The following is a 26,887-nucleotide window of genomic DNA, read 5'->3' on the forward strand; positions in this document are numbered from 1 at the left end:
GCTATCATAGCACAATTATTTTAAACAAAGGCAAAATTTGGATTATATTTTTGACGGCATTATTTGGGCGTTTTTCTTGCTATTTAACGGCGACGCGCAAACCTACTCAGCTATAAAAGCCACACTTTACACGTCAAGCATTTCTATTGTAATTTCATTAATTATCGGACTGCCGATTGGATTTTTGCTTGGATTTTATAAATTTTTTGGAGCTAAAATTTTAAAATTTATAAGCGATACAATGCTAGCTATGCCAACGGTGGCAATCGGACTAATCATCTATGCCTTTATCACAAGGCACGGACCACTTGGCGAGTTTGGACTGCTTTTTACCCTAAAAGCCGTCATCATAGGACAAATCATCCTAGCCCTGCCTATCATCATTTCACTTAGTGCTAGCGTGGTTGAAAACATAGATGAAAAGCACTACTTTACTATCATCTCATATCGCCTAACGCCCCTAAAACTAGCACTTTGCGTGATTTATGAGCTTAGATATTCGCTTCTTGTTGTAGTAGCCACGGCTTATGGCAGGATAGTCGCAGAAGTAGGCGTTGCTATGCTTGTGGGCGGTAATATCAAATACTTTACACGAACAATCACAACAGCAATTTCGCTTGAAACAAACAAAGGCGAGTTTGCTATGGGCATAGCACTCGCTTTGGTGCTAATATTCATCGCATTTTTAGTAAATTTAGCAATTCACATTTTTAAAAGATTAGACAGATGATAAAAATTAGCGATTTAAAATTTAAGTATAAAAATCACAACGTCCTTGATATTAAAAATTTAAGCCTTAACACGCAAAAAACGACCGCACTTCTTGGCTTGAATGGTAGCGGCAAAAGCACGCTTTTAAAGATAATCGCACACCTAATTAAGCCAAATTTTGGCGAGATTAAAATTTGGGGCAAAGATAAATTAAGCCTAAATGAGCTAAAAGAGATTAGCATTTTACTCCCAGAGCCATTTTTGTTAAAACGAAGCGTGAGAGAGAATTTTAAATTTGCCCTAAACACAAGGGGCAAACTTCACGAATTTAACGAGCGTGTGGGCGAGGCATTAGAGCTTGTGGGGCTTGGGTGGGAATTTTTAGACAAACGCCACTTTGAGCTTAGCTCTGGGCAAAATAAACGCATCGCCTTTGCCTTAGTTTTATCACTTCGCTCACGGCTAAATTTGCTTGATGAGCCGACAAATGCGGTTGATTTAGCCACTTCAAAGCTTTTTAGTAAGGCGATTTTATACCAAAAACAAAGATATAATTCTGGCTTTATCATTGCCACTCACGATGAGAAGTGGATAAGTGCAATTAGCAATGAGAGCGTGTTTTTGCACGAGGGCAAGGTGAGTGAGTTTGAGCTAAAAAATATCTTTAACGCAAATTTTGGCGTGATTGATTTTGGCACATTTAGGCTAAATCTGCCAGATGAGATGAAAAACGCAGCTAAAATCGCAATAAATCAAAATTTAATAAACCTTAGCAAAATAGCCTTTGAAAATGCAAATTTTGGGCTTTTGCACTCAATTTCTCTAATTAATAAAGATGAAATTTTAATCAAAATCAAAACTGGCGATTTTTTAATAAAATGTGTCAAAAAACAAAATGAGATTACTGGGCTAAAAACTGGCGATTTTATCTATTTTGAAGTGCCAAAAAATGCCTTTTTAAGCTTGTGATTAGTAAAATAACGTTTAAATTTTATTAAGGATTAAAGATGATACAAACCTGCCTCTTCCCAGCTGCTGGCTATGGCACGAGATTTTTACCAGCGACAAAATCACTGCCAAAGGAGATGTTGCCAATTCTTACAAAGCCACTAGTTCATTACGGCGTTGATGAGGCTTTTGAGGCTGGTATGGATAATATGGCTTTTGTCGTGGGTCGTGGCAAAAGGGCGTTAGAGGACTATTTTGATATCTCTTACGAGCTAGAACACCAAATCGCTGGCACAAACAAAGAACCACTCTTAGATGAGATTAGAAATTTAATGAATAAACTAACATTCTCTTTTACTCGCCAAAACGAGATGAAAGGGCTTGGACACGCCATTTACACTGGCAAAACGCTAGTTAGGGACGAGGCGTTTGGCGTGATTTTGGCTGATGACCTTTGTGTGAATGAAAATGGCGAAGGAGTTTTGGCTCAGATGATGAGAATTTATGAGCGTTATCGCTGTTCAGTCGTGGCTGTAATGGAGGTTAGTAAAGAGCAAACTAAGAGCTACGGCGTGGTAAGTGGCAGGGTTATTGAAGATGGGCTTTTAATGGTTGATGATATGGTAGAAAAGCCAGATCCAGCCGATGCACCAAGCAACCTAGCTATTATTGGTCGCTACATTTTAACGCCAGATATTTTTAACATTTTAGAAAGAACAAGCCCCGGCAAAAATGGCGAAATCCAAATCACTGACGCCCTAAAAACACAGGCAAAACAGGGGATGGTTTTAGCCTATAAATTTAAGGGCAGACGCTTTGATTGTGGTAGCATTGAGGGCTTTGTAGAGGCTACAAACTACTTTTATGAGAAAATTTATGGTAAAAAATAGATTTTTTTTTAATTTTGCCGATGAAAATATCATCAACGAATACGCAAAACGCGTAAATGATGAGTATAAAAGTGGCGAGATTGGCTATTATCACCTGCCAAATTTAGCCAAGGCGATGAGTGCTGAAATTTTAGAGTATGAAAAGAGCTTAGATGAGATAAAAAGCGTCGTGCTTGTAGGCATTGGCGGTAGTTCGCTTGGGGTTAAAGCATTAAAACAAATGCTAAGCGATAAGCCACATAAACGTGAGCTGTTTTTTTTAGATAACGTTGATGAAAGCTCGTTTAAATCGGTCATAAATAGCGTAAATTTTAGTCAAACGCTATTTATTATTAGCTCAAAATCTGGCACGACGATTGAGACTATTAGCATCTTTAAATGCCTACTCTCTCTTTACAAACCAAAGGATTTAAGCAAAAATTTTCTAATCATCACCGACCCAGCCACACCACTAGAAGCCTACGCAAAAGAAAACGGCGTGAAATTTTTTAATATCCCAAAAAATGTCGGCGGTCGTTTTAGCGTTTTAAGTGCTATCGGACTTGTCCCACTTGCACTTTGCGGATACGATATTTTAGCCCTTTTAGAGGGTGCAAGCAGTGCCAAAAAACACTACATAGATGAAAACAAAAAAGAGATAATCGCCAAAGCCTACCACTACGCAACACACCGAAGTGCCGATATAAACGTGATTTTTAGCTACTGCGACAGGCTTGCTAGCTTTAACGAGTGGTATGTCCAGCTCTGGGCTGAAAGTCTAGGCAAAAAGCGTGGATACAAGCGTATCGGCAGGACACCAATCGGACTTATTGGTTCGCGCGACCAGCACAGCTTTTTACAGCTCATAATGGACGGCGTGAAGGATAAAACGATAACCTTTATAAAAATCACTGGGCAAAATGAGATAAAAATCCCAAATTTAAGTATTAAAGGACTGCAAAGTTGCGATTTTGTAAATTCGCTTGGCTTAAATGAGCTTTTAAATCATCAATGTGATGCCACCGCAATGGCTTTGGTGCAAGAAGGGCTTAGCGTTGATGTGATTGAGATTAGCCAGTTAGATGAATTTAGTGCTGGTTATTTGATCTACTACTACGAGCTTTTAACCTCAGCCGTTGGCATTATGCTTGGCATTAACACCTACGACCAACCCGGCGTAGAAATAGGCAAGAGAATTTTAAAGACTATGCTTTTAAAATAGCCGTTTATTTGGTTTTGATATTTACACTTAAATTTTCAAGGCGTTAAACACAAAATACCTTGAAAATTTAAAACTTTTACCACAATCTTTTAAAATTTTTTGCTGATTTTATCCTCGCCTAAACGCTCTAAATTTTAATTTAAGAGTGTTATCTCACGCTCGTTTAAAATCCAAAATTTTAGTGGTTTTGATATTTACTCTTAAAAAATTTCAAGGCGTTAAACGCAAACGCCTTAGTGATTTTGTTTTAAAAACTGCCTAATGTAAATGTGTAAAATATCAATAGCAGCTGGGGTTATGCCAGAGATTTGTGAAGCCGCAAAAAGTGTCGGCGGTGCGAATTTTTCAAGCTTTTCAACCACTTCATTGCTTAATCCGCTAATCCCACGAAAGCTAAAATTACTTGGAATTTTAACGCTTAGCATATCTTTCATACGCTCAATTTGAGCCTTTTGTTCGCCGATATAATGCTGATATTTACTCTCAACTAAAATCTGCTCCAAGCTTAAATCATCTAAATTTTTAAAAAAATCATCAAGCTCTTTTAGCTTCTCTTTTGTAAAACTTTTTCGTGCTACAATCTTTTGAAGTGTCGTTTTTTCGCTGATTTTATCCTCGCCTAAACGCTCTAAAAGCTCTAAATTTTGCTTTGAGGGCGTTATCTCACGCTCATTTAAAATCCCAAGCCCAAGCTCTAAATTTTTAGAGATATTTTCAATCCTTAAAAAGGTTTCATCATCAATTAGCCCAAGCCTTTTGCCGTATCCGCCAAGCCTTAAAATGGCGTTATCCTCACGCAAAAGCAGGCGGTATTCAGCCCTGCTTGTAAATACACGATAAGGCTCTTTTGTCCCCTTTGTAACCAAATCATCAATCAAAACGCCAATATACGCCTCATCCCTTCTTAACACCAAAGGCTCTTTGTTTTCAACTGCCAAAACAGCATTTATCCCAGCCATAAGCCCCTGAGCTGCCGCCTCTTCATAGCCAGTCGTGCCGTTTATCTGCCCAGCCAAATAAAGTCCGCTTAGCTTTTTTGTTTCAAGCGTGTGTTTAAGCTCTGTTGGCTGGACGTAATCATACTCAATGGCATATCCGTGGCGGACAATTTTTGCGTTTTCAAAACCTTTGACTGAGCGAATCATCTTAACCTGCACATCATAAGGCAGGCTCGTTGAAAAGCCGTTTATGTAATACTCGGTCGCTTCAAGAGTTTGAGGCTCAATGAAAAGATGATGTCTGTCTTTATCGCCAAATCTATTGATTTTATCCTCAATACTAGGACAATATCTTGGGCCAACACCCTCAATTTGCCCCGTAAAAAGCGGTGCTTGATAGAAATTTTCCCTTATCGTTTCGTGCGTAGTTTCGTTTGTGTAAGCCACGTAGCAAGGCAGTTGGGTTGGGTTAAAATTCTTACTTCTAAAACTAAATGGCACTGGATTAGCATCTCCGTCTTGTAGCTCTAATGCCCCAAAATCAATGCTTTTTGCGTCAATCCTAGGGCAAGTGCCAGTCTTTAACCGCCCCATTTCAAGCCCAAAACTAGCCAAACTTTTGCTTAAATCCTTTGAGCTAAGCTCTCCAACTCGTCCAGCCTCAACCTTAGCCGTGCCAACGTGAATAAGCCCATTTAAAAATGTCCCCGTTGTAATGATGACCTTTTTTGTGTTATAAACATTATTTAAATGCGTTTTTACGCCACTCACCTTGCCATCTTGGCTTAAAATTTCAGTCGCCATCTCTTGTGAAATTTCTAAATTTGGCGTGTTTAAGAGCAAATTTCGCATAAAAACTCGGTATCTATCCATATCAATTTGAGCGCGTGAGCCACGAACTGCTGGGCCTTTACTCTCGTTTAAAATTCTAAACTGAATCCCAACAGCGTCCGTTGTAAGCCCCATTTGACCGCCAAGTGCGTCAATCTCTTTAACTAAATGCCCCTTTGCAAGACCGCCAATTGCTGGATTACAGCTTGCCGCTCCGATTTGCTCGGCTAAAATCGTAATTAAAAGCGTTTTTTTACCCATTCTAGCACTTGCCAGACACGCCTCAATCCCAGCGTGTCCGCCGCCAACAACGATAATGTCGTAATTTTGCATAAATTTCTCCATTTTTAAAAAGCCTTAATTATACAAAATTTAAGCTAAAATCAAAATCCGTGCAGGCGTTTTAGCTCCTCATCTATTGGCTTTTTATCCCCTGCTTTTGTTACGCTTACGTAGGTCGCTGTGGCACTTGTTACTGGCAAGCACTCCCTAAAACCGCTATTATTTAAACGCAACGCCGTTACTTCAATTTGCGTTGTAATTGAAGTTTTACCAACGCTAATAACCTTAGCGTAGCAACTAACCACATCCCCAACAAAGACCGGCTCTTTAAAGACAATCTCTTTCATTGAAATTGTTACCACCCTTTCAGGGGCTAGCTCACGCGCCGCAGTCGCTCCTGCAAGGTCAATCTGCGATAAAATCCAACCGCCAAAGATATTACCAGCTGAGTTTGTATCCTTTGGCAGTGCGACAACTTTTATTCTAGGCTCACCAAAATCTGCTAAATTTTGCATTTTTTTATCCTTTTTTGTATAAAATGCGACCATTTTACAAAAAGTTTTTTGAAATTAAAGGCATAAAAATGAACGACTTTAAAAAATTAAACGAACTGGTTAAAAATAGCCGCGCAAAACTAAATGCACTCTATAAAAATTTAGATAACGAAATTTTAAACAAAGCCATTAAAATTTCTGGTTTAAGTGGCTCAAACAGCGAGAAAATCGCTCTGCTTAGGCGTATTGTTGATTTAAAGCCAGATCCGCTTTTAAATGAGCTAAAAAAGCTAGAAATTAGCCAAAAGCAACAAGATGAGATTAGGGATTTAATGTTTGATTTTGTGCGTGAAATTTACGAGCAAAACCACGAAAATTTGCTAAACGAGATAAAAAAAGAGAGAATTTTAGATGAGTTTTTCATCGCTGTTTTAGAGCTAATGCATAGGGTTGGCAAAAAGATAAACCAGTGGCAAATCGCTTGGCAAAGCCATATCATTGACGGCATAAATAGGGAGTTTGAAGCAAATTTTAAAAGCCTAAATGAAGCGAGTGATTTTATAAATCAAAACGCACTTTTTCAAACGCAAAATGACACAAAAGCAGATAGAAGTTATGGTGCCGTGATAAAAAGCCCCTTTGGATATACATTTGCGCCTTACGCTGTGGCGTTTGAGAGCGAAGTAAATGACGTTGTTAGCGAGTTAGAAAACGGCATAAAAACGCTTGAAAATTTAGCAAAAAATAAGAACGAACAAAGCTATGTAAATTACTTTAAAAATTTAAGCTTAGCATTTAGCGAGCGTGAAAATAAAAAAGTCATCGCCGCTTGGCAGGACGCTGAGCGTGCTTGGATGAGTGTGCGTGATAAGCTCCAACCAGCACATCCGCTTGAATACTACGAGGATGCCTACACTCACGCTGTTGCGTTGGAGTGGGATGTTAGGCTTGTTGATGAGGGCGGGATTGATGAGAATGAGTTTAAAAATAGCGTAAAAAATAGCTTTTTAGAGATTTTTAACCGCCTAAATTTAAGCGATGAGAGCCTAAAAAATCAGGTGCTTTCAAACATAAACCGCACTCAACTTTACGTATCTGTGCCACTTCTGTTTTATGGAGCTGAGCTAAATGGGCTGTTTTCAGCACAGGTCGTGCCAAACGACGAGCAAGTAAGCAGTGAGCTTGGCAAGAAAATTTTTGCATTTGTAAATTATGTTTATGAAAACACGAAAGCAAAGCCATTTATGAAGCTAAGTAGCGAAATTTTACCAAAGGAATTTTTAGATTTTAACCGCAAAATTTTATTTACCCAGCCAGAAATTTGGCGAAAAGTCTATGAAATTTCAACAATCGGACACGAGTTTGGACACATTTTATTTGTAGATAAAGATACCGAAAATTTGATGAATAAAAGCGGTGTTTTTAAGTTTATTGAAGAGTATAAAGCCACCACTGGCGGACTTGTGAATTTCTTTTTAAACGAAGACGAGCGGTATAAAATGCCAGTTTTTGCCGAGCTAATCTCTCGTGCTATTGGGCTTATTGCGTGGCTTAGGGTTGATGAAGTAAGGGCGTATTACTGCGAAGCAATAATTCATCTTACGCTTTTATTTAAGAGTAAAACTCTGTCATTTAAGGATAAAAAATTAGAGCTAAATTTTAATCATAAAAGCTATGAAATTTTTAAGGATTTAACGCTTAAAAACTATGAAAACTTAGCTCAATTTTATGCTAAAAAAGCTGACGCAATGGAGTTTTTATCACTCTTTGCAGATGAATTTGAAAACACATTTTTACCAAAAGATGAAGCCACAAAAGAGTTTGTCTTACACTTTTATGAGCGATACAAAGCCATTGGCAACGAAATTGATGAGAGTGGTGAGTGGCAAAAGTGGCAAGAATTTGCTATAATTAACGAAAAAACAACGGATTAAAAATTGGCAAAATTTTTCACAACGACGATTTGGGCGAATAAACAGATAGTTCTGTTTTTATCAATTATGGCTTTAATACAGCTTGTTAGCGTCTATTTTAGGCTTGACCAGCTTACAAATTTAACAAGCATATTTTTAAATCTCTCAATGGCATTTTTTATGTATCAGAGAATTTTAAAGCTACGCAAAGTTTCGCTTTACTGGTTTTTGGCATTTGCATACGTTTTTTTATGGGCGATTTGCGATGCATTTTGGTTTGTTTTTATTAGCAAGGCAAACACAAAACTGCTTGAAGCACTCTACTCCTTGCCAGTTATCTTAATGCTTGCGACGACTATTTCGTTATATTATAAATGCATTATTAACACACGCTCAAAGCAGATGATACTTGATATCGCATTTACAGGCATTATGACCATTATTTTTATTGGCTATATCACATTTAATGATAAATTTTTTATAAACGAAGAGTTTTTAAAAGAGGGGCTATTTTTACTCGCTGATATCTTGCTAATTAGCATAAGTGCTAGCATTTGTGCAAGCATTGCAAATTTAAAAGAAAGCCCACAAACTATGCTTTTACTAGCAGGGCTTATCATCTACGCCATACACGATATATTTTTTACAATCTCAATTTTAAACGGCATTAGACTTACATATTCGTATTCTGAAATAATCTTTGAGCTTACATTTTTTCTTACGATGTTAGCCGTGCTTTTTGTAGATGAGAATGACACGAAATTTAAATTTGTCATCTCAAAAAAGCAAATACTTGCAAATTTCATTGAAAAAATCATATTCTTACTCATAATCCCAACAATCGCCGTTGTCTATATCCAAAGCACAAGCATTGATATCATTGCCATTTCGCTCTTTGCTATGTTTAGTTACGGGACTATTTCGCATAGAATTTCAAACGAAATTTTTAAAGAAAATGCAGAAAAAAAGGATAGAGAGCTTAAAATTCGCCTTGAAAAATCAAAAATAAGCAAGAAAAATAGCCTAAATGAGGCCAACAAAGCCCTAACCGAACTTAGTCGCTTTGACAAGCTCACAAAGGCACTAAACCGCAAGTATTTCTTAGACCAACTCTTTGAGCTAATCACGACAAAATCGCTAAATGAGTGCGTTAGCCTTTATACAATTGACATAAACCACTTTAAGATTATAAACGACACCTACGGACACGTCATCGGCGATAAAGCACTGATTAAAACGATAGAAAATTTAAAGGCTATCTTGCCAAAAGATGCGTTTATTGGCAGGTTTGGCGGCGATGATATGCTAATAGCAGTCAGAGAAAACATAAAACAAGTAGATCACAACGAATTCGCACAGAAAATTTTACGCAGGGTTTCAGCGCCATTACAGATTGATGATAAGAGAATTTTTCTTACCATAAATATCGGCATATCATTTACGCAAACAAGCCAAATCAAAGTCAGCGACCTAATCTCTCAATCATCAATGGCACTCCAAGTAGCAAAGGATAATATCTCAATCCCATATTTTCGCTACAACGACGAGCTAGGCAGGATAAACGAACAACGCCATTACATTAAAATTTTAATTGACAGAGCGGATTTTGATAAGGAATTTAGCCTAAATTTTCAGCCAATTTTTGAGCTAAAAACAAATAAAATCGTAAGCGTTGAAGCATTTATCAGGTGGAACTCAACGCAAAAAGGCGAGATAACACCAAATGAGTTTATCCCAATAGCCGAACAAAGCCCAATCATAAATCACATCGGTCGCTGGGTGCTAAATGAGGCGATCTCGCAGATAAAAAGCATAAATGAGCGGTATAAAACCGAGCTAAGTATCAGCGTAAATGTATCGCCAAAAGAGCTTGAAAATCCAAATTTTGCACAAAATATCTTTAAAATTTTAGAGCTTCACAATGCAAAGGCTAGCTGGCTAATTTTAGAGATAAAACAATCCCTAAGTCAAAGCCAAGCAAACAGCATAAAGCCAATGCTCTTAGAGCTAAAAAACAAAGGTGTAAATATATTTTTAGATAATTTTGGCACTGGTTTTGCCTCGCTTGATAGCCTAAATAAAATTCGCCTTGATAAGATAAAAATTGCAAAAAAATTAATTGACAACATCCAAAACGAAAAAGTGGATAGAAGCGTAGCAATGGCAGTCATCGCACTGGCAAAAGGTATGGGCATAAAGGTAATCGCTCAATGTGTGGAGAGCAAAGAACAGCTACAAGTTTTAGAAAATTTAGGCTGTGATGAGCTTCAAGGTAATATCTGGTGTAAGCCACTAAACGCTAAAAAATTTGATGAGTTTTTAAGCAACTATCTAGCCTAAAACCACGCCATCATAGGCTAGATTTTCAAATTTTAAGATATTTTTTTTAGCATTTTTTGCTAAATTTGAGACGATTAGCAAGGTTTGGTCATCTTTTGGCAAAATTATGTGAATTTTATCAAACAAAAATACAATAAAAATATTCTTACACTCATAAATTTCGCTAATATCAATAAAATTAAAGGTGCTTTTCTCATCTTTTTCACCGCTAAAAAAGGCAAAATTCTCATCATTTAGCTCAAATTTCATATCCTTAATCTCATCGTTTCTAGCCACGCTTTTTAAAATTTTAACCTGCTTTTTTCGTAAAAATTTCGGATAAAACACAAGCCACAAAGTGGCTAAAACAAGTCCGAGTGGGGTTAGAAAATTTGTAGCAAAAATCAAATCTAGCACAAAAAATGCAATCATAATCTCGGCAAAAACGCCAAGTGTGTTAAAAAGTGCTGATTTTCTAGCCTGTCTTGATGAAGTAACCATAAACGCCCAAAAATCACGTAAATTTTCATTTGTAAGCTTGATGTCTTTTACCATTTTTATCCATTTTTTAGCCAAAATTTTTGCGAGATTATAACGAAAAAAGGTTTTAAATGGTATAATCGTGGTTTTGAAATTTAGGAGATTTTTTTGGTTATTAGCAGACGTGATAACAAGAGTGCATATCTAATCATAAGCGGTTGTGTGGTGCTATTTTTAGCCTCTATCATCTCATTTTTGCTTGAATTTATATTTCTTTCATATCTTTTTGAAGCCATAATGCTATTAATTGTCAGCTTAGTAACATTTCGCACCACTTACAAGCTAAAAGAGAATAACGAAATTTGGATTTTAATCTCGCTTGCTGCCGTGTTTTTCGCCGTTTGCGAGTTTAACTGGTATATGTATCGCCACATTTTTGAGAAAAAACCAAGCGAATATGGCTTTTTACAAATCAACTACCTAATCCCAATCGCCACGATTTTATCATCATCGTGTCTTTACTTTATCCAGCGAGTTAAAAACGACACAAAAGAGCGGACAATCATCTTAAACGACTACATTAGCATATTTTTAATACTAGGCATAATCTTTATCTACATTTTTCAAGACGAACAAATTGGCATAACCTGCCAAAACGACGTCGTAGCCATCGCTGGATTAGCACTTAGCTTTTTAACCCTACTTTTTATCATAAGTGCTATATTTTTAAGCAACACCCTACACATAAGCATTGCCGCACTTTACGGCTTTGCTGGTGGTGGGATTTTTGCCCTGCTAAATATCATATTTTATTACGATATGCTAACAATGGGACAGAGCGAAAATAGACTGCTTAGCATATTCTTTTTAAGTGCGTTTTTCTTATTTCTCTTTGGTGCTTACGAGCGAAAAAAGGGCTTTACTAGGATAAAATCAAAAAAAAGAGATATTAGCAAATCAATAAAATATATCTTAGGCATTTGCATTTTAGGATTTATTATCAAAAACGGCTTTGACTCAAAGCTCACGCTATTTATTATCTTAATCTCACTTGCTCACGTAATCGTAGGCTATTACATAAAAAACATAACCTATCAAAAATCGCTTATTAAAAAAGAGCAATCCCTGCTTCAAAGAATTTCAAAAGATGTCGCAAAGCACACAAATGAGCTTATGTTTGCGAATTTAAAACTAAAAGAGATGATAGAAAAGGACTATTTAACCGGGCTTTTAAGCTATGATTTTTTAATGCAAAAGCTAGAAAAAATCATAAAAAATCAAAAAATGACCGAAAATGTCGTAGCCTACTGCCTAAACATTAGACATTTTAGGCTCATAAACTCATCTTACGGACAAAATATCGGCGATAAAATTCTAAAAATCGTAGCACGTAGAATAAATGCCACCTCAAACAAAACTCACCTTTGCACGAGAATCAACGCCGATGAGTTTATCATCATCGCAAGATCAAAGCACCAACCAAGCGCAAATTATGAAAATTTCGCTCAAAAAATCATAAACGCAGTCCAAGAGCCAATCTTCGTGCAAAACTACAAATTTATGCTAAATTGTATCGTTGGCATTGATATTTCGCACTCAAAAGGCGAAAAGGACGCCAAAACTTTGGTGCTAAATGCCGATAAAGCGATGTTTTTTTGCAAAGATAGCCCAAATTTAAGCCCATTAATTTATAACAACACCATAAACACCGAAATCACGCACGATTCAGCCATAGAAGTAATGCTAAGCAAGGCAGATATCAGCAAAGAATTTCAGATATTTTTTCAGCCAACAATAGAAATTTCAACCCAAAATATCGTATCAGCCGAAGTGCTTTTAAGGTGGCAAAACGATGAAATTGATATTAAAGACTCAAACGATTTTATCCAAATCGCCGAAAAGAGCGATATTATCAACAAGCTTTACGATTTTGTTATTGACAGCCTTGCAAATGTTATTGACACGATTAAAAAAGAGCACGCTCACATACCAAAAATCAGCATAAACATATCGCCAAAGCAGAGCCTTTCAACAAATTTCATACAAAAATTACGCACTCTAATCCAAGCTCACCGCATAAATCCAGCCAACATAGAGCTTGAAATGAACGAGAAAATTTGGACAAATAACGTAGTAATCATAGATGAAATTTTTAAAGCCATAAAAGATATCGGCGTAAGCGTTTGCATTGATGATTTTGGCACCGAAAATTCATCACTTGCCTACACAAAAAAATATGAGATAAACCGCATTAAAATTTCAAAATCAACAATCGCAAACATAAAAACCAATGAAAAAGAGCTACTAATCGCCAAAACTATCGCAAATATCAGCAAAACAATGCAAATTACAAGCGTAGCAAAAGGCGTAAAAGATGATGAAACGATGAAAATCGTAAAAGAGCTAAAATACGACCAAGCACAGGGCAATTTCTTGCTTAAAGCGATGAGCAGTAGCGATTTTATTGATTTTTTAAAACAGAACAAATCACGCATCAAAAATGGGGGGGGGGACGGCAGCTTTTTTAAATTTATAAGGTAAATTTAAAGCCGTTTTGCCAACTATTTTTAAATTTTAACTATTATTTAAGACATTTTTAAATAAAATTAGGTTTTTTTAATAAATTTAGTTGAAAGGAATTGCTGTGCCAACCATAAATCAATTGGTCAGAAATGAACGTAAGAAGGTGACTTACAAGTCAAAATCACCTGCACTTAAAGAGTGCCCACAAAGAAGAGGAGTTTGCACGAGAGTTTATACTACAACTCCAAAAAAACCAAACTCAGCTTTAAGAAAAGTTGCCAAGGTTAGATTAACCAGTGGCTTTGAAGTTATTAGCTATATCGGCGGTGAAGGACACAACCTACAAGAGCACTCAATCGTGCTAGTTCGTGGTGGTAGGGTAAAAGACTTACCAGGTGTTAAATATCACATCGTTCGTGGTGCGTTAGATACTGCTGGTGTTGCAAAAAGAACAGTTTCACGCTCTAAATATGGTGCTAAACGCCCTAAAGCAGGTCAAGCAGCAGCCAAGAAGTAAGAGAATAGTTTCGCAGACCCTGCAATTAGTGGCATAGGTTTGAGTAAAATTTAAAAATTTGAAGGAATAAAAATGAGAAGAAGAAAAGCCCCTGTAAGGGAAGTTTTACCTGATCCAATATATGGAAACAAAGTAATCACTAAATTTATTAACGCATTAATGTATGACGGCAAAAAAAGTGTCGCTACTGAGATTATGTATGGTGCTATCAAGGCTATTGAGAAAAAGAGTGGCGATGTTAAGGGTATAGACGTATTTAATGATGCTATTGAGAACGTAAAGCCTATAATGGAAGTTAAATCACGCCGTGTTGGTGGTGCTACATACCAAGTTCCAGTTGAGGTTCGCCCAGCTCGTCAACAAGCACTAGCTATCCGCTGGTTAATCACTTTTGCAAGAAAAAGAAGCGAAAGAACGATGATTGACAAACTAGCAAACGAACTATTTGACGCAGCAAACTCAAAAGGTGCTTCATTTAAGAAAAAAGAAGATACTTACAAAATGGCAGAAGCTAATAAAGCATTTGCTCACTATCGCTGGTAGGAGGCTCTTATGGCAGATAGAAAAACCCCTTTACACAAGGTAAGAAACATCGGTATCGCAGCTCACATTGACGCTGGAAAGACGACAACAAGCGAGAGAATTCTATTCTTTACTGGTATGAGCCACAAAATCGGCGAAGTTCACGATGGTGCTGCTACAATGGACTGGATGGAGCAAGAAAAAGAGCGTGGTATCACGATCACTTCTGCTGCTACGACTTGCTTTTGGAAAGATCACCAAATTAACCTAATTGACACTCCGGGACACGTTGATTTTACCATTGAAGTTGAGCGTTCTATGCGTGTTCTTGACGGAGCTGTTGCTGTATTTTGTTCAGTTGGTGGCGTTCAACCTCAGTCAGAAACCGTTTGGAGACAAGCAAATAAATACCGCGTCCCAAGAATGGTTTATGTAAATAAAATGGACAGAATTGGTGCGAATTTTTACAACGTTGAAGCACAAATCAAAAACCGCCTAAAAGCAAATCCAGTGCCTATTCAAATTCCAATCGGTGCAGAAGATACATTTAAAGGCGTAGTTGATCTAATCACTATGAAAGCCCTAGTTTGGGAGGATGATAGCAAACCAACTACATTCGTAGAAAAAGAAATTCCAGCCGATTTAGTAGAAAAAGCACAAGAGTATCGTGCAAAAATGATTGAAGCTGTCGCTGAAACTGATGATGCTTTAATGGAGAAATTCTTTGGTGGCGAAGAGCTAAGCGTAGAAGAGATCAAAAAAGGCATAAAAGCTGGTTGTTTATCAATGAAAATAATACCTATGGTGTGCGGTACTTCATTTAAAAACAAGGGCGTTCAGCCACTACTTGACGCCATTGTTGATTACCTACCAGCCCCTGATGAAGTTGAAGCTATTAGAGGCGAGTATGAAGATGGCACAGAAGTCACCGTTGATAGCACAGATGACGGCGAATTTGCAGGTCTTGCGTTTAAAATTATGACCGACCCATTTGTTGGACAGCTAACTTTCGTGCGTGTTTATCGTGGTAGCTTAGAGAGCGGTAGCTACGCTTACAACTCAACAAAGGGCAAAAAAGAGAGAATCGGTCGTTTGCTAAAAATGCACTCAAATAAGCGTGAAGAAATTTCAATCCTACACGCTGGTGAAATCGGTGCTGTCGTTGGTTTAAAAGACACACTAACCGGCGACACACTAGCTAGTGAAAAAGACCAAGTAATACTTGAAAGAATGGACTTCCCAGAGCCAGTTATTAGCGTTGCGGTTGAGCCAAAAACAAAAGCAGATCAAGAAAAAATGGCACTTGCACTTGCTAAACTAGCACAAGAAGACCCAAGTTTTAGAGTTAGCACAGATGAAGAGAGCGGACAGACAATCATCAGCGGTATGGGTGAGCTTCACCTTGAAATCATCGTTGATCGTATGCTTCGTGAATTTAAAGTTGAAGCAGAGGTCGGTCAGCCACAAGTTGCTTACCGCGAAACTATCCGCAAAACCGTTGAGCAAGAGTATAAATACGCTAAGCAATCAGGCGGTCGTGGTCAATACGGACACGTATTTTTACGCATTGAGCCACTACCAGCGGCTAGCGGATTTGAGTTTGTCAATGATATTAAAGGTGGCGTAGTACCAAAAGAGTATATCCCAGCAGTTGAGAAGGGTTGTAAAGAGGCACTTCAAAATGGTATCCTAGCTGGTTATCCAGTTGAAGATGTTAAAGTTACGCTTTATGATGGTAGCTACCACGAAGTGGATAGCTCGGAGATGGCGTTTAAACTTGCTGCGTCTATGGGCTTTAAAGAGGGCGCAAAAAAGGCTGGTGCGGTTATTCTTGAACCGATGATGAAGGTTGAAGTTGAAACGCCTGAGGATTATATGGGCGATGTTATTGGCGATCTTAATAAGCGTCGCGGACAAATCAGCTCAATGGATGAGCGAAGTGGTAACAAAATTATCACAGCATTTTGTCCGCTTGCAGCAATGTTTGGCTACTCAACAGATTTAAGAAGCCAAACACAAGGTCGTGCTACCTATTCAATGGAATTTGACCACTATGAAGAGGTGCCAAAAAATGTCAGCGAAGAGATTATCAAAAAACGCAATGGCTAAATTTTAAGGTCGCTTTTTGCGACCTTTTGTCCTCGTAGCTCAGCAGGATAGAGCGTAAAATTCCTAATTTTAAGGCCACAGGTTCGAATCCTGTCGGGGACACCACTTACACTTTATAACTCAAAATTTATAGAACTTTATCAAAAATTTAGGTGTTTTGACTACCAATATAAAAAGATATAAAATCAATAAAATAACCACAGCCAACAAAATTTAAAAGTATTTTATATGATGATTTATCCGCTTCATTTAAACCTTAAAAAGCCACACAAACAAACAACCGCTATCTATGCCTACTTTAAACAGAGCCACCCAAACACTATATGGTGCGACAAAACCTTGTCGTTACCAAGTGCTTACATTCTTGCTATTTTCAAAGATGACCTGCCTTGATATCACATACAAAAGCGTAGTTAAAAAGGGATAAAATTTCAAAGCAATTTAAAATTCATATTATTTAAAGCAGAAAAATTAGTAAATTTTGCATTTCTTAATGTAAAAAAATCAATTTACACCGCCTTTTAAGAACAATATAAAGGCAGTGTAAAATATATTTATTTTTTAAATAAAAACTAAACCAAATTCAGGTAAAACAGAAAAAATATCTAAATTTACTTAAACCAGCCCTTGATTTTATCAAGCACACTCTCGTGATTTTGGGTGCTTTCGCCACTTTTTATCCCAAAACTCTCTTGCAGTTTTTTTAGCATTTCACTCTGTTCGTCGGTTAGTTTTTTTGGTGTCTGGATTGATATTTGCACGACAAAATTACCTATTCGCTCGGAATTTACATTTTTCACGCCCTCTCTTTCAAAAATAAACTGCTGTTTATCCTTTGCACCAACTGGCAATTCAAGCTCTTTTGTGCCACGAAGTGTCGGTATTTTTATGCTCTCGCCAAGCATCGCCTGTGTAAAAAATACTGGAATTTCTACATAAATATCATCGTTGTGACGGATAAAATACTCATCTTGCTTGACATTTATACTCACGTAAAGATCGCCCACGCCGCCACTTACGCCACGATTGCCCTTGCCACCCACTCGCATACGCATACCACTATCAATGCCCTCTGGTATCGTGATTTTTAGGCTCTGCTTCTCCTCTTCATACGCCCTACCCTTGCAGTCTGGGCACTTGTCTTTTATGACCTGCCCTGTGCCGCCGCAGTGATGACACTCCTGCACAAAGCTCATAAAACCACGCGTTTGAGCGATCCTACCCTTGCCGCCGCAGTGCGGACAGCTCGTGCTTTTGCCATCCTTGCTACCAGTGCCGTTGCAAGTCTTGCAAGGCTTTTTGATTTTGTATTCAACCTCTTTTTCGCAGCCAAAAACCGCCTCATTAAACTCAATCGTAAGCGAAATTTCAAAATCAAGTGGATATTTTTCGTTACTTCGCTTTCTTCGTGAGCTAGACCCACCGCCAAAAAACGAACTAAAAATATCACCAATATCATCAAAATCAAACTCGGCGCCAAAACCACTAAAACCACCGCCATTTTTAAGCCCATCCCTGCCGTATCGGTCGTAAATTTGGCGTTTGCCCTCATCACTTAAAACCTGATAAGCCTCATTTACAAGTTTAAATTTATCCTCAGCGCCCTTATCGCCAGCGTTTCTGTCTGGATGATATTTTAACGCTAGTTTTCTATAGGCTTTTTTTATCGTATCGCCGTCTGCATCACGTGAAATTTCAAGCACTTCGTAGTAATCAATCTCCACATCTTGTCCTATTTTTTGATTTTTTAATCCGTGATTTTAGCTAAAATTTGCTAAATTTAAAGACCAATTTCATCGCATTTTTGTCTATTAATATGCACTTCAAAGAGCAATTTTGAAAGCTCAAAGTAAAAAAGATGCTCAATCACAATGCCGTTATTAAGCAAATTTAGCACGATTTTATCCTTACAGGAGTTTTTAAGAGCGATTTTTGTAAGCGTTTTTTTATAATCTTCAAGCTCATCATCGCTAAATCTAAGCACTGGATTTTTCATCGTTTCATTAACGCTGTATCTGTAAATAAGGCTATCGCCAACGGCTAAGATGTCGGTTAAAATAAGATTATCCGTGGTGCGAAATGGCAGGGCTTTTTTATAAATTTCAGCGTGATTTTTTGCTAGTTCGTAGCTGTTTGCAAAGAGCGTAATGAATGTAAAAAAAATGATAGTTAGTCGCAAAAATTCTTGCCTATTAAGAGTTTAAAATTCTCTTTACCGCTCTCTTTAAAATGAGCGGTAAAAACAAGCCCCTTTTTTAACAAATTCGTAAAAATATCACTCCTACAAAGCTCGTTTTTTGCCTGTGTGTTTAGCCTTGATTTTGTGATATTTTTTATCAAAAAATAGCCATTTACATTGCTATTTTGTGCTTTTATTAGGTTTAGTGTTAAATTTTCATTTATCTTTGCAGGTAGATACTGAGTGCTTAAAATTTCTATCAAACTAGCAATTTCGTTTGCTTTTAGCGGTTTAATTAAATTTTCATAATCTTTAAAATTTATCTCATTTGCGTTTAAAAAAAGCGTCAAAAACAGGCAAAAAAGTGGCTTTTTCATACCCAAACACGCTTTAAAAATGGAGATAATTTGGCTAAAATTTCATACTCAATCGTGTTAAAAAATCTAGCCCAAACCCTAGCATCATCAAAGACGCAAACCTCGTCCCCAACGTCATTTGAGCTAAAACTATCCATTGACATTTTGCCTAGAATTTCATTGCCGTTTGCCAGTTTTAAACCGCCCTCGCCATCATATCTAAACAAGCCGTCGCCATAGCCTAAGTCGTAGGTTGCGATTTTCATATCAACCTTTGCACAAAATTTACCGCCATAACCAACGCTACTTCGTGCCTTTAAGATACGCTCGCTAATTTTGTTTGCCCAAAGGCTAAGCACTGGGGTTAGCTTTATGTTTTTATCAAATTGATTATAACCAAACTGCGTAATGCCAATGCGAACAAGCTCGCCGTCAAGCTCATTAAAACGCTCAAAACCAGCCGAGTTGTGCGAGTGAAAAGTCGGATTTTTTAGCCCTTTTTGGCTTAAAAATTTTGCCACTTTTTCTTTAACTATCTTAAAATTTTGCCTTTGAATGAAGTATTCAGCGTTTAAAATATCGCCAGACCTAAAATGCGTAAAAGCCCCAAGAAGCTCCAATTTTCGCTCTTTTATGATGCCTAGTGCCTCATCAATCTCGCTTAAATCAATGCCATTTCTATGCATCAAAGTATCAACAGCAAGGTGGATTTTTGCCCCACTTTTTATCGTTTTTAACGCCCTTAAATCGTTTGTAGCGTAGATAAATTTTTCGCTTTCATTGCCGTTTGGTATGTGTGATAAAATCAGGATTTTTTTAAAAATATCGCTTAGCTCGTTTGCTTCTCGTTCATCTTTTACGGCACAAAATTCAAAACCAAGCTCACTCGCTCTTTGCCCTAAAATTCTAGCTCCGTGACCATAAGCGTTATCCTTTAAAATAAGGATAACCTGCTCATTTGTGCCGACTTTGTTAATGATTTGTTTAAGATTATTGTCGTATGAGTTTTTATTTAGGCGAATTTGCGACATTATTTTATATCAAACGCCTTATAAACGTCTGGCAAAAGCTTTCTAACGCTGTAATCATAGGCGTAAAATTTCGCATAAACATCCTTTAAATCAACGCTTTTTGCGTTTTTAAAATCAAAGACCTCAGTGCCGTTTATTTTAGGCACATTTTGGTCTAAAAGCTTAAAAAATTCATCTCTTGCCTTAAAAATTTCTTTTAATTTCTCATCAACGTTCATATTAATCCTCTATTAAAATTTTCATTTTATCTTTATCTAGCCTTACATAAAGTGTTTTTTCGCCGTTAAATTTGTAATTTGGCGCGCTGTAATCCTCGTAAAATACGACCCTAAACGTGCTTTTATCTTTTGAATTTGGATATGGTGTGATGCTAAAATTTGAAAAGCTTATGCGTTTTTGCTCTTTTTTGGCAAAAATGCTCTTTTTTGAGCTTGAAAAGCTATCAAGTCCAACGCCGTCATATCGCTTAAAATCCTTGTCATAAAAGCTTAAATATTTATCAATATCGTTTTCGCTCCACGCCTTTTTCCACGCAAAAAGCTCGGCAAAAATCGCACCGATTTGCTCGGCATTTGTCTTGTATTTTTCGTTTTCAAAAATGATTGCTAGGCTCTTTTTATGGTCAATCGTCTTGTCATAATTTGCCAAAACGTCGTTCTCCATAGCCACACAGCCTTTGGTTTTAATCTCGTCCTCTCTCGTGCCATTTAGTGGGAAGCCGTGAATCCAAATCCCGCTGCCATTTCGTTTTGCGATTTGATCAAATAAATTTGGGTATGAAAGCGAGAACGCCAAAGGTCCAAGATATGGGTCGCTTGGCGTAAAACGGCGTGTTAGCTGATAGACACCAATAGGCGTTTTTAAGTCGCCCTCAACGAGCTTGTCGCCACTTTTGCCAACCAAAACTTTCGTTTCAAAAACCTTATCCGTTTTGCCGTCTTTATACGATACGACCTCTAAAAATTTCTTATCTTTTTCAACAATTGTAAGCAAAATTTCTTTGTCATAATAGCCGTATTCTACGTTTTTGCCGTCTAATTTTTTGCTCCAAAAATCCTTGTTTAAGATGTTTTTTTCAATCGCCTTTATAACATCATTTGCACCGCCTTTTAGATAAATACTCTCATAATCCTCGGCGTTTAAAACAAGCAACATACTCATAAAAAACAGCAGTTTTTTCATCATTTCTCCTACAAAATTTAAAAAATAAAGCGTGATTATACCTTTTAAAATTTAAAAAATCTCTTATAAGCTATCTTTAAAAGTTAAAATTTTAAAATTACGGATAAAAATTTTAAACAAAGGATAAATATGAAAAAAATTCTCTCTTTTTTAGCGGTTTTAGCATTAGGTGCTTTTGCAGGCGAGCTTAGTATTGATAAAATTTACGCCAAAGCCCCTGCTGGTGCGAAAAATGGTGCTGTTTTTATGGTGATAAAAAACAATCTTGACGGCGATATTAAGCTAGTAGGTGCTAAAAGCAGTGTGGCAAATAGTGCTGAAATTCACACACATAAAAAAGTAGATGGTATGATGATGATGACGCAGGTTGATGCGATAGACCTGCCTAAAAATGCGGAGGTAATCCTGGCGCCGGGCGGACTTCACATTATGCTTATGGGGCTTAAAAAACCGCTAAATTTTGGCGATAGCATAGATTTGACTTTGAAATTTAGTAGCGGTAAAAGCGTAAAAATAGACGATATTAGCGTAACAAACGGAGAAAAACTTCTATTTTTAGAAAAATGAAAATTTTTGTTGCTCTGTGCCTAGCTCTTTTTTTGGGCTTGGCATTTTATTTTTTTAGCGATAAAGATCCGCTTGAAACACCGCAAATCTCGCAAAATTCGCCACTTAGTTGCGATTTAAATGTCAAGATTTGCGAGGTTAATTTTAAAGGCAAGACCTTAAAATTTCAAATGCAACCAAAGCCGATTTTTGCGATGACGCCAGTAAATTTTGAGATTTTTGGGCTTGGCGAGTTTGATTTTAAAAATCCAAGCTTGGAATTTTACGGACTAAATATGGATATGGGCAAAATCAAGGCAAAGCTTAGCAAAAACGGCGAGAAATACAGCTCAAAAATCGTGCTAAGTGCTTGCGTGATAGATGTTATGCGTTATCGTTTTGAAATCCTAGAAAACGGCGAAAAAACGGGCATTTTTATTGATTTTGATCTAAAAATTTAAGGCATTTATGAAAAAAATTTTTGCTAGTTTTATTATTTTGTTTGTGCTTTGTGGCGTGGCTTTGCTGTTTTTTAATCAAAATAGGTATGATTTTGAGATTATCTCGCAAAACGGCGAGGGCAAAATCAGCGATTTTAGTGGCGAATATAAAATTTTATATTTTGGTTATCTTTTTTGTCCTGATGTCTGCCCAACAACGCTCTTTACGCTATCAAATGTCCTAAATAAACTTAAAAATGAGAGCATAAAAGTCGTTTTTGTTACGCTTGACCCAGAGCGTGATGATGTTAGAGAAATGAGCGAATTTGCTAAGAATTTTTATCATAATTCAATCGGCGTTAAGGCTAAAAATTTAGATGACACAGCCAAAATTTACGGCGTAAAATTTAAAAAAATAGATATGCCAAACTCGGCGATGAAATACTCAGTCGCCCACTCATCAGCGCTTTATCTTCTTGATAAAAACGGCAAGTATTTTTCAGAAGTAACAAATCTCACCGAAGATGATATTAACGAAGAGATGCAAAAACTTTTAACGCAAAGACCATAATTTAAGCAAAAAATTAGCTTTGCTTAGCTAAAATACCGCTTCTTACGGACAGATGGGTGAGCGGCTGAAACCACACCCCTGCTAAGGGTGCAAGTCTTAATCGGGCTTCGAGGGTTCAAATCCCTCTCTGTCCGCCACTGCTTAATTTGTTTTACTTCGGATTGATTTAAATTGATTTGTTTTTAACCTTGTTAAAGTCCTATTTTACCGCTATTTATCACTATTTTTTAGTTTATTTTGATTTGTTTTAGTCTGTTTTGATTTATATTAATATAAGCAAAAATAACGGACAATATCACGGACAAAGTATAAAAATTTAAAAAAGGTGTCCGTTATGTTAAACGATACGAAAATCAAGGCGTTAAAGCCAAAAGATAGCCGTTACAAAGTGGGCGACGGCGAAAATTTATATATTTTAGTTATGCCAAATGGCACAAAAACCTTTATTTACGAGTTTAAAAGCAAAAACACAGGCAAATATAAACGCATAAGCTTAGGCAAATACCCAGTAATTAGCCTTTTGCAGGCACGAAGTAAGCGTTTAGAGTTTCAAAAAATGATAGCAAATGGCGATGAGCCTACAAACAGCGGGGCGGTTACTGGCTTTAAAGATGTATTAAAAAAGTGGCTTGACTATAAACGCTCGCAAGTTTCAGAAAAACAAATTCAAACGATAACCCGGTATTTTGAACGTTTTTATTTACCAAAATTTGGTAATAAAGATATAAAAAGCATTAAAAAAGTTGAGATTATAGAGGCAACAGATGAGCTAAACAAAGATGGTAAATTTGAAACGCTAGACAGGGCGTTAAATAACATAACGGCATTTTTTAAATGGGCAGTAACTCGTGAATATTTGACACATAATGTCGCTTTTGATATTGATAAATCAGCACTTTTTAAAAAGCCAGATGTCATAAACTCCGCTGGGCTTTATACCAAAAATGAGATAGCTAACTTAATACGCAACATTAACGAGTATAACGGCGATATCAGAGTAAAAACGGCTGGACTTTTTGCACTCCTAACCGCCGCTCGCTCATTTACGATACGCTCTGCCACGTGGGACGAGATAGATTTAAAAAAGCGAATTTGGAGCATACCAGCTCACAAAATGAAAATGAAAAAAGCCCATATCGTCCCACTTAGCAATCAAGCCGTAAAACTACTAGAAAATTATAAAATTTACGAGTTTAAAAGCCCGTATTTATTCCCATCGCCACGAAGCAACACACGCCCAATAAGCGATAACGCAATCCGCTCAATGCTTAGAAATTTAGGCTACACAAACGAGCAATTAACACCGCACGGATTTAGGGCTATGTTTAGCACGATAGCACACGAAAACATAAGTAAGCACGGCTTAAATGAGCGTATAATTGAGCTTTGCTTAGCTCACGTAGAAAAAAACAGAATAAAAGCGACCTACAACCACGCTTTAAACCTTGATGATAGGGCTAAATTAATGCAGTGGTGGGCGGATTATCTAACCGCCCTTTGTAGCGAAATTTAAGGATATTTTAGACTGCTTATAAGCTGTTTTGTTGCTTCATTTAGGCGGTATTGTAAATTTATCATATCATCTTTTAGATTTTGTAGCTCTTTTAAAGCGTCATTGTATTCAGGGTCAGCACTAAAAACGATATGAGTGGCTAAATCTATCTTTTTTTTATTGCTTTGCGATAGCTTATTTTTTAGCTCTGTTATCTCGTTATTGTGCTGTGCTATTTGGCTTTTGTAGCCGTTGATTTGGTTTGTGTAACGGCTTACGCTTTGGCGTTTTAGCTTTGCTTCCATTAGATTAAAGGCTTTGATAAACTCAACTTTCCATTTATAAGCCTTTTCGCCCGTAAAACCCATAACGAGCAATGAAAAGCCGTCACGGGTTAGGTTGTAGCAGGGCAAAACACGTCCCGTTTTATCTAAATAGCTATGTTTGATAAAATTTTGACTTTTAAATTCATCGTCTAAAAGGTTGTTTATCGTGCGTAAAACGTGTGCGTGATTTTTCTTAAATACTTCGCCAAGTTCAAGAGAGCTTATAAAAACTCTCTCGTTTGCAACTTCAAAATTTACGTTTATATCATTTATAACGATAGCGCTCATTTGCTACCCCTTAAACGATAAACAATAACAGCGAGCAACGCAACTATGACTAAATCTAAAATAGTGTTAAAAACTTCCATTTTACCGCTCCTATGTGGTATAATTTTGGTAGGCAAAGCGTAAAAGCTCCTAATCTCAAAGTCAAAGGTATGGGCTAACCTAGCCCCTTTTTTGACTTCTTACCTTTTTATCTGTTTAATAAGCAGGTAAATCGTAATCAACTTGATGATGGCGGTCATCAAATCAACTACCGAGATAAAAACTTCCATCGCTTTGCCTCCTTGATTTTTATTTCTAAACTATGAATATCATTGTTTAGATATGGTAATTATATATTATTTTCATAGTTTTGTCAAGGGTAAAAAGATGTTTTTAGAAGTTTTTTTGAATTTTTTAGATGAATTTCATAGTTTTTTACTCAATCCAAAAATGGATTGAGTATTTTTTAATCGTCTTTTAGGGCTTTTTTTAGCACCGCCTTTAACTCTGCATATTCTTTTAGCTGCTCTCTTAGCGTTAAAATTTCTTGATACATTTGAATTGATTTACTCATAGGCACACTTAATTCACCTTTGGCTATTGCTGAGTGAATAGTCGCTTCGGAGTTACCTATCAGCTCCGCCAACTCTTTATAAGTTAAATTTCGTTCTTTGCAAAACGCTTTTAGTTCTTCGCTTGTCATTGTTTATCCTTTTTTTGATATTTTACTAAAATTTTTAATTTTCGTAAAACGTGTCATTTTTTATCTTTTTTATAAGTTGCTTCTCTAAGCTCTCTAAGCTTTTCAATCTCTTTATAATCAAACCTGCATTTTACAAGCACAAGCAGGGCAAAAAAGAACAAGAAAAATCTAAAATACGGCATTAACATAATCGCTATTTTTAGCATTAACGGCGTAGGCTTCTCATAAGGCGATTTATAACCTTTTGGATAAATGGCTTTTATAATAATAAAAAACACAACGCACGAATAAACATTTAGGGCTATACCCCAAAATAAAACATTAACATTTTTTTATCCTTTCTTTTAATTTTCGTAAATATGACCGATAACTACTACATTTTTATATAAATCTAAAAATTCATATAAAAATAAAATCTCGCTACCAGTATTTGCACGCCACGCAAAACATTCATCATCGTAAAAAACATTTGCGTCTATGCCGTTTTTTTCTACTGGGGCTATAATATCGCCCTCGTAAATCTCTGTGCCGTGATAGTCTTTTTCTCCTACGCTTTGCATTACTGGCAAAAATTGCTTATTTACCGGGTCATAAACTCTAAATTTAACGTCTTTCATTTTTTACCTTTCTATCTTTTTAATAAACCTTGCAAACCTTGCGGCTATCTCTGGGATAATGCTATTACCTAGCATACCTACTCGCTCCACGTTCTGGCAAAACCCATCATCCTTTCGTATATCTCGCAAATCGTTTTCATATCCGTTTGCTTCTCGCCAAAAGTATCTATCACGTAAGGATACAATCTCTTTTGGTGGTTCTCGTGTGTTAGCATTTGACACCTCATAGAAAAGCGTTTCATCGCAAAAGCGTCCGACTTTATCGGAGTAGGCAATAACATACGCTCTTTTTCGCTCGTGCTTGTATCCGTAGGCACTAGCTCGTAATAAAAAAGCTCGGTAGCCATATCCACACTGCCTAAGCTCTTTCGCAAAAGCTTTAAAATAGGCTTTGTTTGTGATGAGTTCAGAGCTGTTTTCAAATAGAATAAATCTTGCATTTGTCGCCTTTGCTAATCTTAAAATTTCAGAAAATAGTGTGCTTCTAGTCCCACTAAAT

29 protein-coding genes and 2 tRNA genes are annotated in these 26,887 nt (G+C 36.9%); 17 read left to right on the forward strand and 14 right to left on the reverse strand.

The window, feature by feature from the left end:
• The first annotated feature begins 37 nt into the window (after positions 1 to 37).
• From tupB to NYG85_RS03590, 4 genes are read left to right on the forward strand one after another with little or no spacing between them, the layout of a single operon-like run.
• Entirely contained in the window at positions 38 to 730 is a 693-nt protein-coding gene (gene tupB / locus NYG85_RS03575) for a tungstate ABC transporter permease TupB (RefSeq protein WP_284937106.1), read from the forward strand.
• A complete protein-coding gene (gene tupC / locus NYG85_RS03580) occupies positions 727 to 1,680 on the forward strand; it encodes a tungstate ABC transporter ATP-binding protein TupC (RefSeq protein ID WP_284937107.1) in 954 nt (317 codons plus the stop codon). The genes tupB and tupC overlap by 4 nt, the downstream gene beginning before the upstream one ends.
• Before the next feature lie 38 nt (positions 1,681 to 1,718).
• The gene (gene galU / locus NYG85_RS03585; RefSeq protein WP_284937108.1) at positions 1,719 to 2,549 is read left to right on the forward strand and encodes a UTP--glucose-1-phosphate uridylyltransferase GalU; all 831 of its coding nucleotides are present in this window, start codon (positions 1,719 to 1,721) and stop codon (positions 2,547 to 2,549) included.
• A complete protein-coding gene (locus NYG85_RS03590; protein ID WP_284937142.1) occupies positions 2,536 to 3,750 on the forward strand; it encodes a glucose-6-phosphate isomerase in 1,215 nt (404 codons plus the stop codon). The genes galU and NYG85_RS03590 overlap by 14 nt, the downstream gene beginning before the upstream one ends.
• 233 nt (positions 3,751 to 3,983) lie before the next feature.
• On the opposite strand, the gene mnmG is transcribed toward NYG85_RS03590, so the two are convergent.
• Complete coding sequence (gene mnmG, locus NYG85_RS03595; protein ID WP_284937109.1) at positions 3,984 to 5,864, reverse strand: tRNA uridine-5-carboxymethylaminomethyl(34) synthesis enzyme MnmG; 1,881 nt, start codon at positions 5,862 to 5,864, stop codon at positions 3,984 to 3,986.
• A 38-nt stretch (positions 5,865 to 5,902) separates the two neighbouring features.
• On the reverse strand, positions 5,903 to 6,316 hold the full coding sequence (locus NYG85_RS03600) for an acyl-CoA thioesterase (RefSeq protein ID WP_284937110.1): 414 nt from the start codon (positions 6,314 to 6,316) through the stop codon (positions 5,903 to 5,905).
• Between the two features lie 68 nt (positions 6,317 to 6,384).
• Between NYG85_RS03600 and ciaB the strand changes: the two genes are divergently transcribed.
• The gene (ciaB, locus tag NYG85_RS03605) at positions 6,385 to 8,229 is read left to right on the forward strand and encodes an invasion protein CiaB (protein ID WP_284937111.1); all 1,845 of its coding nucleotides are present in this window, start codon (positions 6,385 to 6,387) and stop codon (positions 8,227 to 8,229) included.
• A gap of 3 nt (positions 8,230 to 8,232) precedes the next feature.
• Positions 8,233 to 10,548, forward strand: a complete 2,316-nt coding sequence (locus NYG85_RS03610; protein WP_284937112.1) for an EAL domain-containing protein — start codon at positions 8,233 to 8,235, stop codon at positions 10,546 to 10,548.
• On the opposite strand, the gene NYG85_RS03615 is transcribed toward NYG85_RS03610, so the two are convergent.
• On the reverse strand, positions 10,540 to 11,082 hold the full coding sequence (locus tag NYG85_RS03615) for a hypothetical protein (RefSeq protein ID WP_284937113.1): 543 nt from the start codon (positions 11,080 to 11,082) through the stop codon (positions 10,540 to 10,542). The genes NYG85_RS03610 and NYG85_RS03615 overlap by 9 nt on opposite strands.
• A gap of 93 nt (positions 11,083 to 11,175) precedes the next feature.
• On the opposite strand from NYG85_RS03615, the gene NYG85_RS03620 reads away from it, so the two are divergent.
• The 6 genes from NYG85_RS03620 to NYG85_RS03645 all read left to right on the forward strand — a co-directional run bounded on the left by NYG85_RS03620 (position 11,176) and on the right by NYG85_RS03645 (position 17,071).
• Positions 11,176 to 13,548 (forward strand): bifunctional diguanylate cyclase/phosphodiesterase, encoded by a 2,373-nt coding sequence (locus NYG85_RS03620; protein ID WP_284937114.1) that lies wholly within the window; start codon positions 11,176 to 11,178, stop codon positions 13,546 to 13,548.
• A 103-nt stretch (positions 13,549 to 13,651) separates the two neighbouring features.
• Positions 13,652 to 14,047 carry a 30S ribosomal protein S12 gene (rpsL, locus tag NYG85_RS03625; RefSeq protein WP_171993707.1) on the forward strand — a complete coding sequence of 132 codons (396 nt, stop codon included), beginning with the start codon at positions 13,652 to 13,654 and terminating at the stop codon, positions 14,045 to 14,047.
• A gap of 72 nt (positions 14,048 to 14,119) precedes the next feature.
• A complete protein-coding gene (gene rpsG / locus NYG85_RS03630; protein ID WP_284937115.1) occupies positions 14,120 to 14,590 on the forward strand; it encodes a 30S ribosomal protein S7 in 471 nt (156 codons plus the stop codon).
• Positions 14,591 to 14,599: 9 nt separating this feature from the next.
• Complete coding sequence (gene fusA, locus NYG85_RS03635; protein WP_284937116.1) at positions 14,600 to 16,678, forward strand: elongation factor G; 2,079 nt, start codon at positions 14,600 to 14,602, stop codon at positions 16,676 to 16,678.
• 28 nt (positions 16,679 to 16,706) lie between these two features.
• Positions 16,707 to 16,783: transfer RNA gene (locus NYG85_RS03640), tRNA-Arg, on the forward strand.
• 123 nt (positions 16,784 to 16,906) lie between these two features.
• Positions 16,907 to 17,071 carry a hypothetical protein gene (locus NYG85_RS03645; protein WP_284937117.1) on the forward strand — a complete coding sequence of 55 codons (165 nt, stop codon included), beginning with the start codon at positions 16,907 to 16,909 and terminating at the stop codon, positions 17,069 to 17,071.
• Between the two features lie 218 nt (positions 17,072 to 17,289).
• On the opposite strand, the gene dnaJ is transcribed toward NYG85_RS03645, so the two are convergent.
• From dnaJ to NYG85_RS03675, 6 genes are read right to left on the reverse strand one after another with little or no spacing between them, the layout of a single operon-like run.
• On the reverse strand, positions 17,290 to 18,402 hold the full coding sequence (gene dnaJ, locus NYG85_RS03650; RefSeq protein ID WP_284937118.1) for a molecular chaperone DnaJ: 1,113 nt from the start codon (positions 18,400 to 18,402) through the stop codon (positions 17,290 to 17,292).
• Between the two features lie 56 nt (positions 18,403 to 18,458).
• Entirely contained in the window at positions 18,459 to 18,857 is a 399-nt protein-coding gene (locus tag NYG85_RS03655; RefSeq protein WP_284937119.1) for a hypothetical protein, read from the reverse strand.
• Positions 18,848 to 19,234 carry a hypothetical protein gene (locus NYG85_RS03660; RefSeq protein WP_284937120.1) on the reverse strand — a complete coding sequence of 129 codons (387 nt, stop codon included), beginning with the start codon at positions 19,232 to 19,234 and terminating at the stop codon, positions 18,848 to 18,850. Before NYG85_RS03660 ends, NYG85_RS03655 begins: the two co-directional genes overlap by 10 nt.
• On the reverse strand, positions 19,231 to 20,244 hold the full coding sequence (locus tag NYG85_RS03665) for an alanine racemase (RefSeq protein ID WP_284937121.1): 1,014 nt from the start codon (positions 20,242 to 20,244) through the stop codon (positions 19,231 to 19,233). The genes NYG85_RS03660 and NYG85_RS03665 overlap by 4 nt, the downstream gene beginning before the upstream one ends.
• Positions 20,244 to 20,462: a CmeU family protein gene (gene cmeU / locus NYG85_RS03670; RefSeq protein ID WP_284937122.1), complete on the reverse strand. Its 219-nt coding sequence runs from the start codon at positions 20,460 to 20,462 to the stop codon at positions 20,244 to 20,246. Before cmeU ends, NYG85_RS03665 begins: the two co-directional genes overlap by 1 nt.
• A 1-nt stretch (position 20,463) precedes the next feature.
• Entirely contained in the window at positions 20,464 to 21,426 is a 963-nt protein-coding gene (locus tag NYG85_RS03675; RefSeq protein WP_284937123.1) for a L,D-transpeptidase family protein, read from the reverse strand.
• Positions 21,427 to 21,555: 129 nt separating this feature from the next.
• Here NYG85_RS03675 and NYG85_RS03680 point away from each other — a divergent pair, with 129 nt between their 5' ends.
• From NYG85_RS03680 to NYG85_RS03700, 5 genes are all read left to right on the forward strand, one after another.
• Complete coding sequence (locus NYG85_RS03680; RefSeq protein WP_284937124.1) at positions 21,556 to 21,993, forward strand: copper chaperone PCu(A)C; 438 nt, start codon at positions 21,556 to 21,558, stop codon at positions 21,991 to 21,993.
• 38 nt (positions 21,994 to 22,031) lie between these two features.
• On the forward strand, positions 22,032 to 22,433 hold the full coding sequence (locus NYG85_RS03685) for a hypothetical protein (protein ID WP_284937125.1): 402 nt from the start codon (positions 22,032 to 22,034) through the stop codon (positions 22,431 to 22,433).
• Between the two features lie 7 nt (positions 22,434 to 22,440).
• Positions 22,441 to 22,983, forward strand: a complete 543-nt coding sequence (locus NYG85_RS03690; protein WP_284937126.1) for an SCO family protein — start codon at positions 22,441 to 22,443, stop codon at positions 22,981 to 22,983.
• 46 nt (positions 22,984 to 23,029) lie between these two features.
• Positions 23,030 to 23,120: transfer RNA gene (locus NYG85_RS03695), tRNA-Ser, on the forward strand.
• Between the two features lie 197 nt (positions 23,121 to 23,317).
• A complete protein-coding gene (locus NYG85_RS03700; RefSeq protein ID WP_284937127.1) occupies positions 23,318 to 24,496 on the forward strand; it encodes a tyrosine-type recombinase/integrase in 1,179 nt (392 codons plus the stop codon).
• Here the strand turns inward: NYG85_RS03700 and NYG85_RS03705 are convergent.
• The 5 genes from NYG85_RS03705 to NYG85_RS03725 all read right to left on the reverse strand — a co-directional run.
• Positions 24,493 to 25,089 carry a Rha family transcriptional regulator gene (locus tag NYG85_RS03705; protein ID WP_284937128.1) on the reverse strand — a complete coding sequence of 199 codons (597 nt, stop codon included), beginning with the start codon at positions 25,087 to 25,089 and terminating at the stop codon, positions 24,493 to 24,495. The genes NYG85_RS03700 and NYG85_RS03705 overlap by 4 nt on opposite strands.
• Before the next feature lie 445 nt (positions 25,090 to 25,534).
• Positions 25,535 to 25,771 carry a helix-turn-helix domain-containing protein gene (locus NYG85_RS03710; RefSeq protein WP_284937129.1) on the reverse strand — a complete coding sequence of 79 codons (237 nt, stop codon included), beginning with the start codon at positions 25,769 to 25,771 and terminating at the stop codon, positions 25,535 to 25,537.
• A 53-nt stretch (positions 25,772 to 25,824) separates the two neighbouring features.
• Positions 25,825 to 26,049, reverse strand: a complete 225-nt coding sequence (locus NYG85_RS03715) for a hypothetical protein (protein WP_284937130.1) — start codon at positions 26,047 to 26,049, stop codon at positions 25,825 to 25,827.
• A gap of 66 nt (positions 26,050 to 26,115) precedes the next feature.
• Positions 26,116 to 26,388 (reverse strand): YopX family protein, encoded by a 273-nt coding sequence (locus NYG85_RS03720; RefSeq protein ID WP_284937131.1) that lies wholly within the window; start codon positions 26,386 to 26,388, stop codon positions 26,116 to 26,118.
• A 3-nt stretch (positions 26,389 to 26,391) separates the two neighbouring features.
• Positions 26,392 to 26,887: DNA cytosine methyltransferase (locus NYG85_RS03725; protein WP_284937132.1), on the reverse strand; the 496-nt coding region annotated here is incomplete at its 5' end.

It is taken from the genome of Campylobacter gastrosuis (assembly GCF_030249845.1).
Taxonomy (GTDB): Bacteria; Campylobacterota; Campylobacteria; order Campylobacterales; family Campylobacteraceae; genus Campylobacter_A; species Campylobacter_A gastrosuis.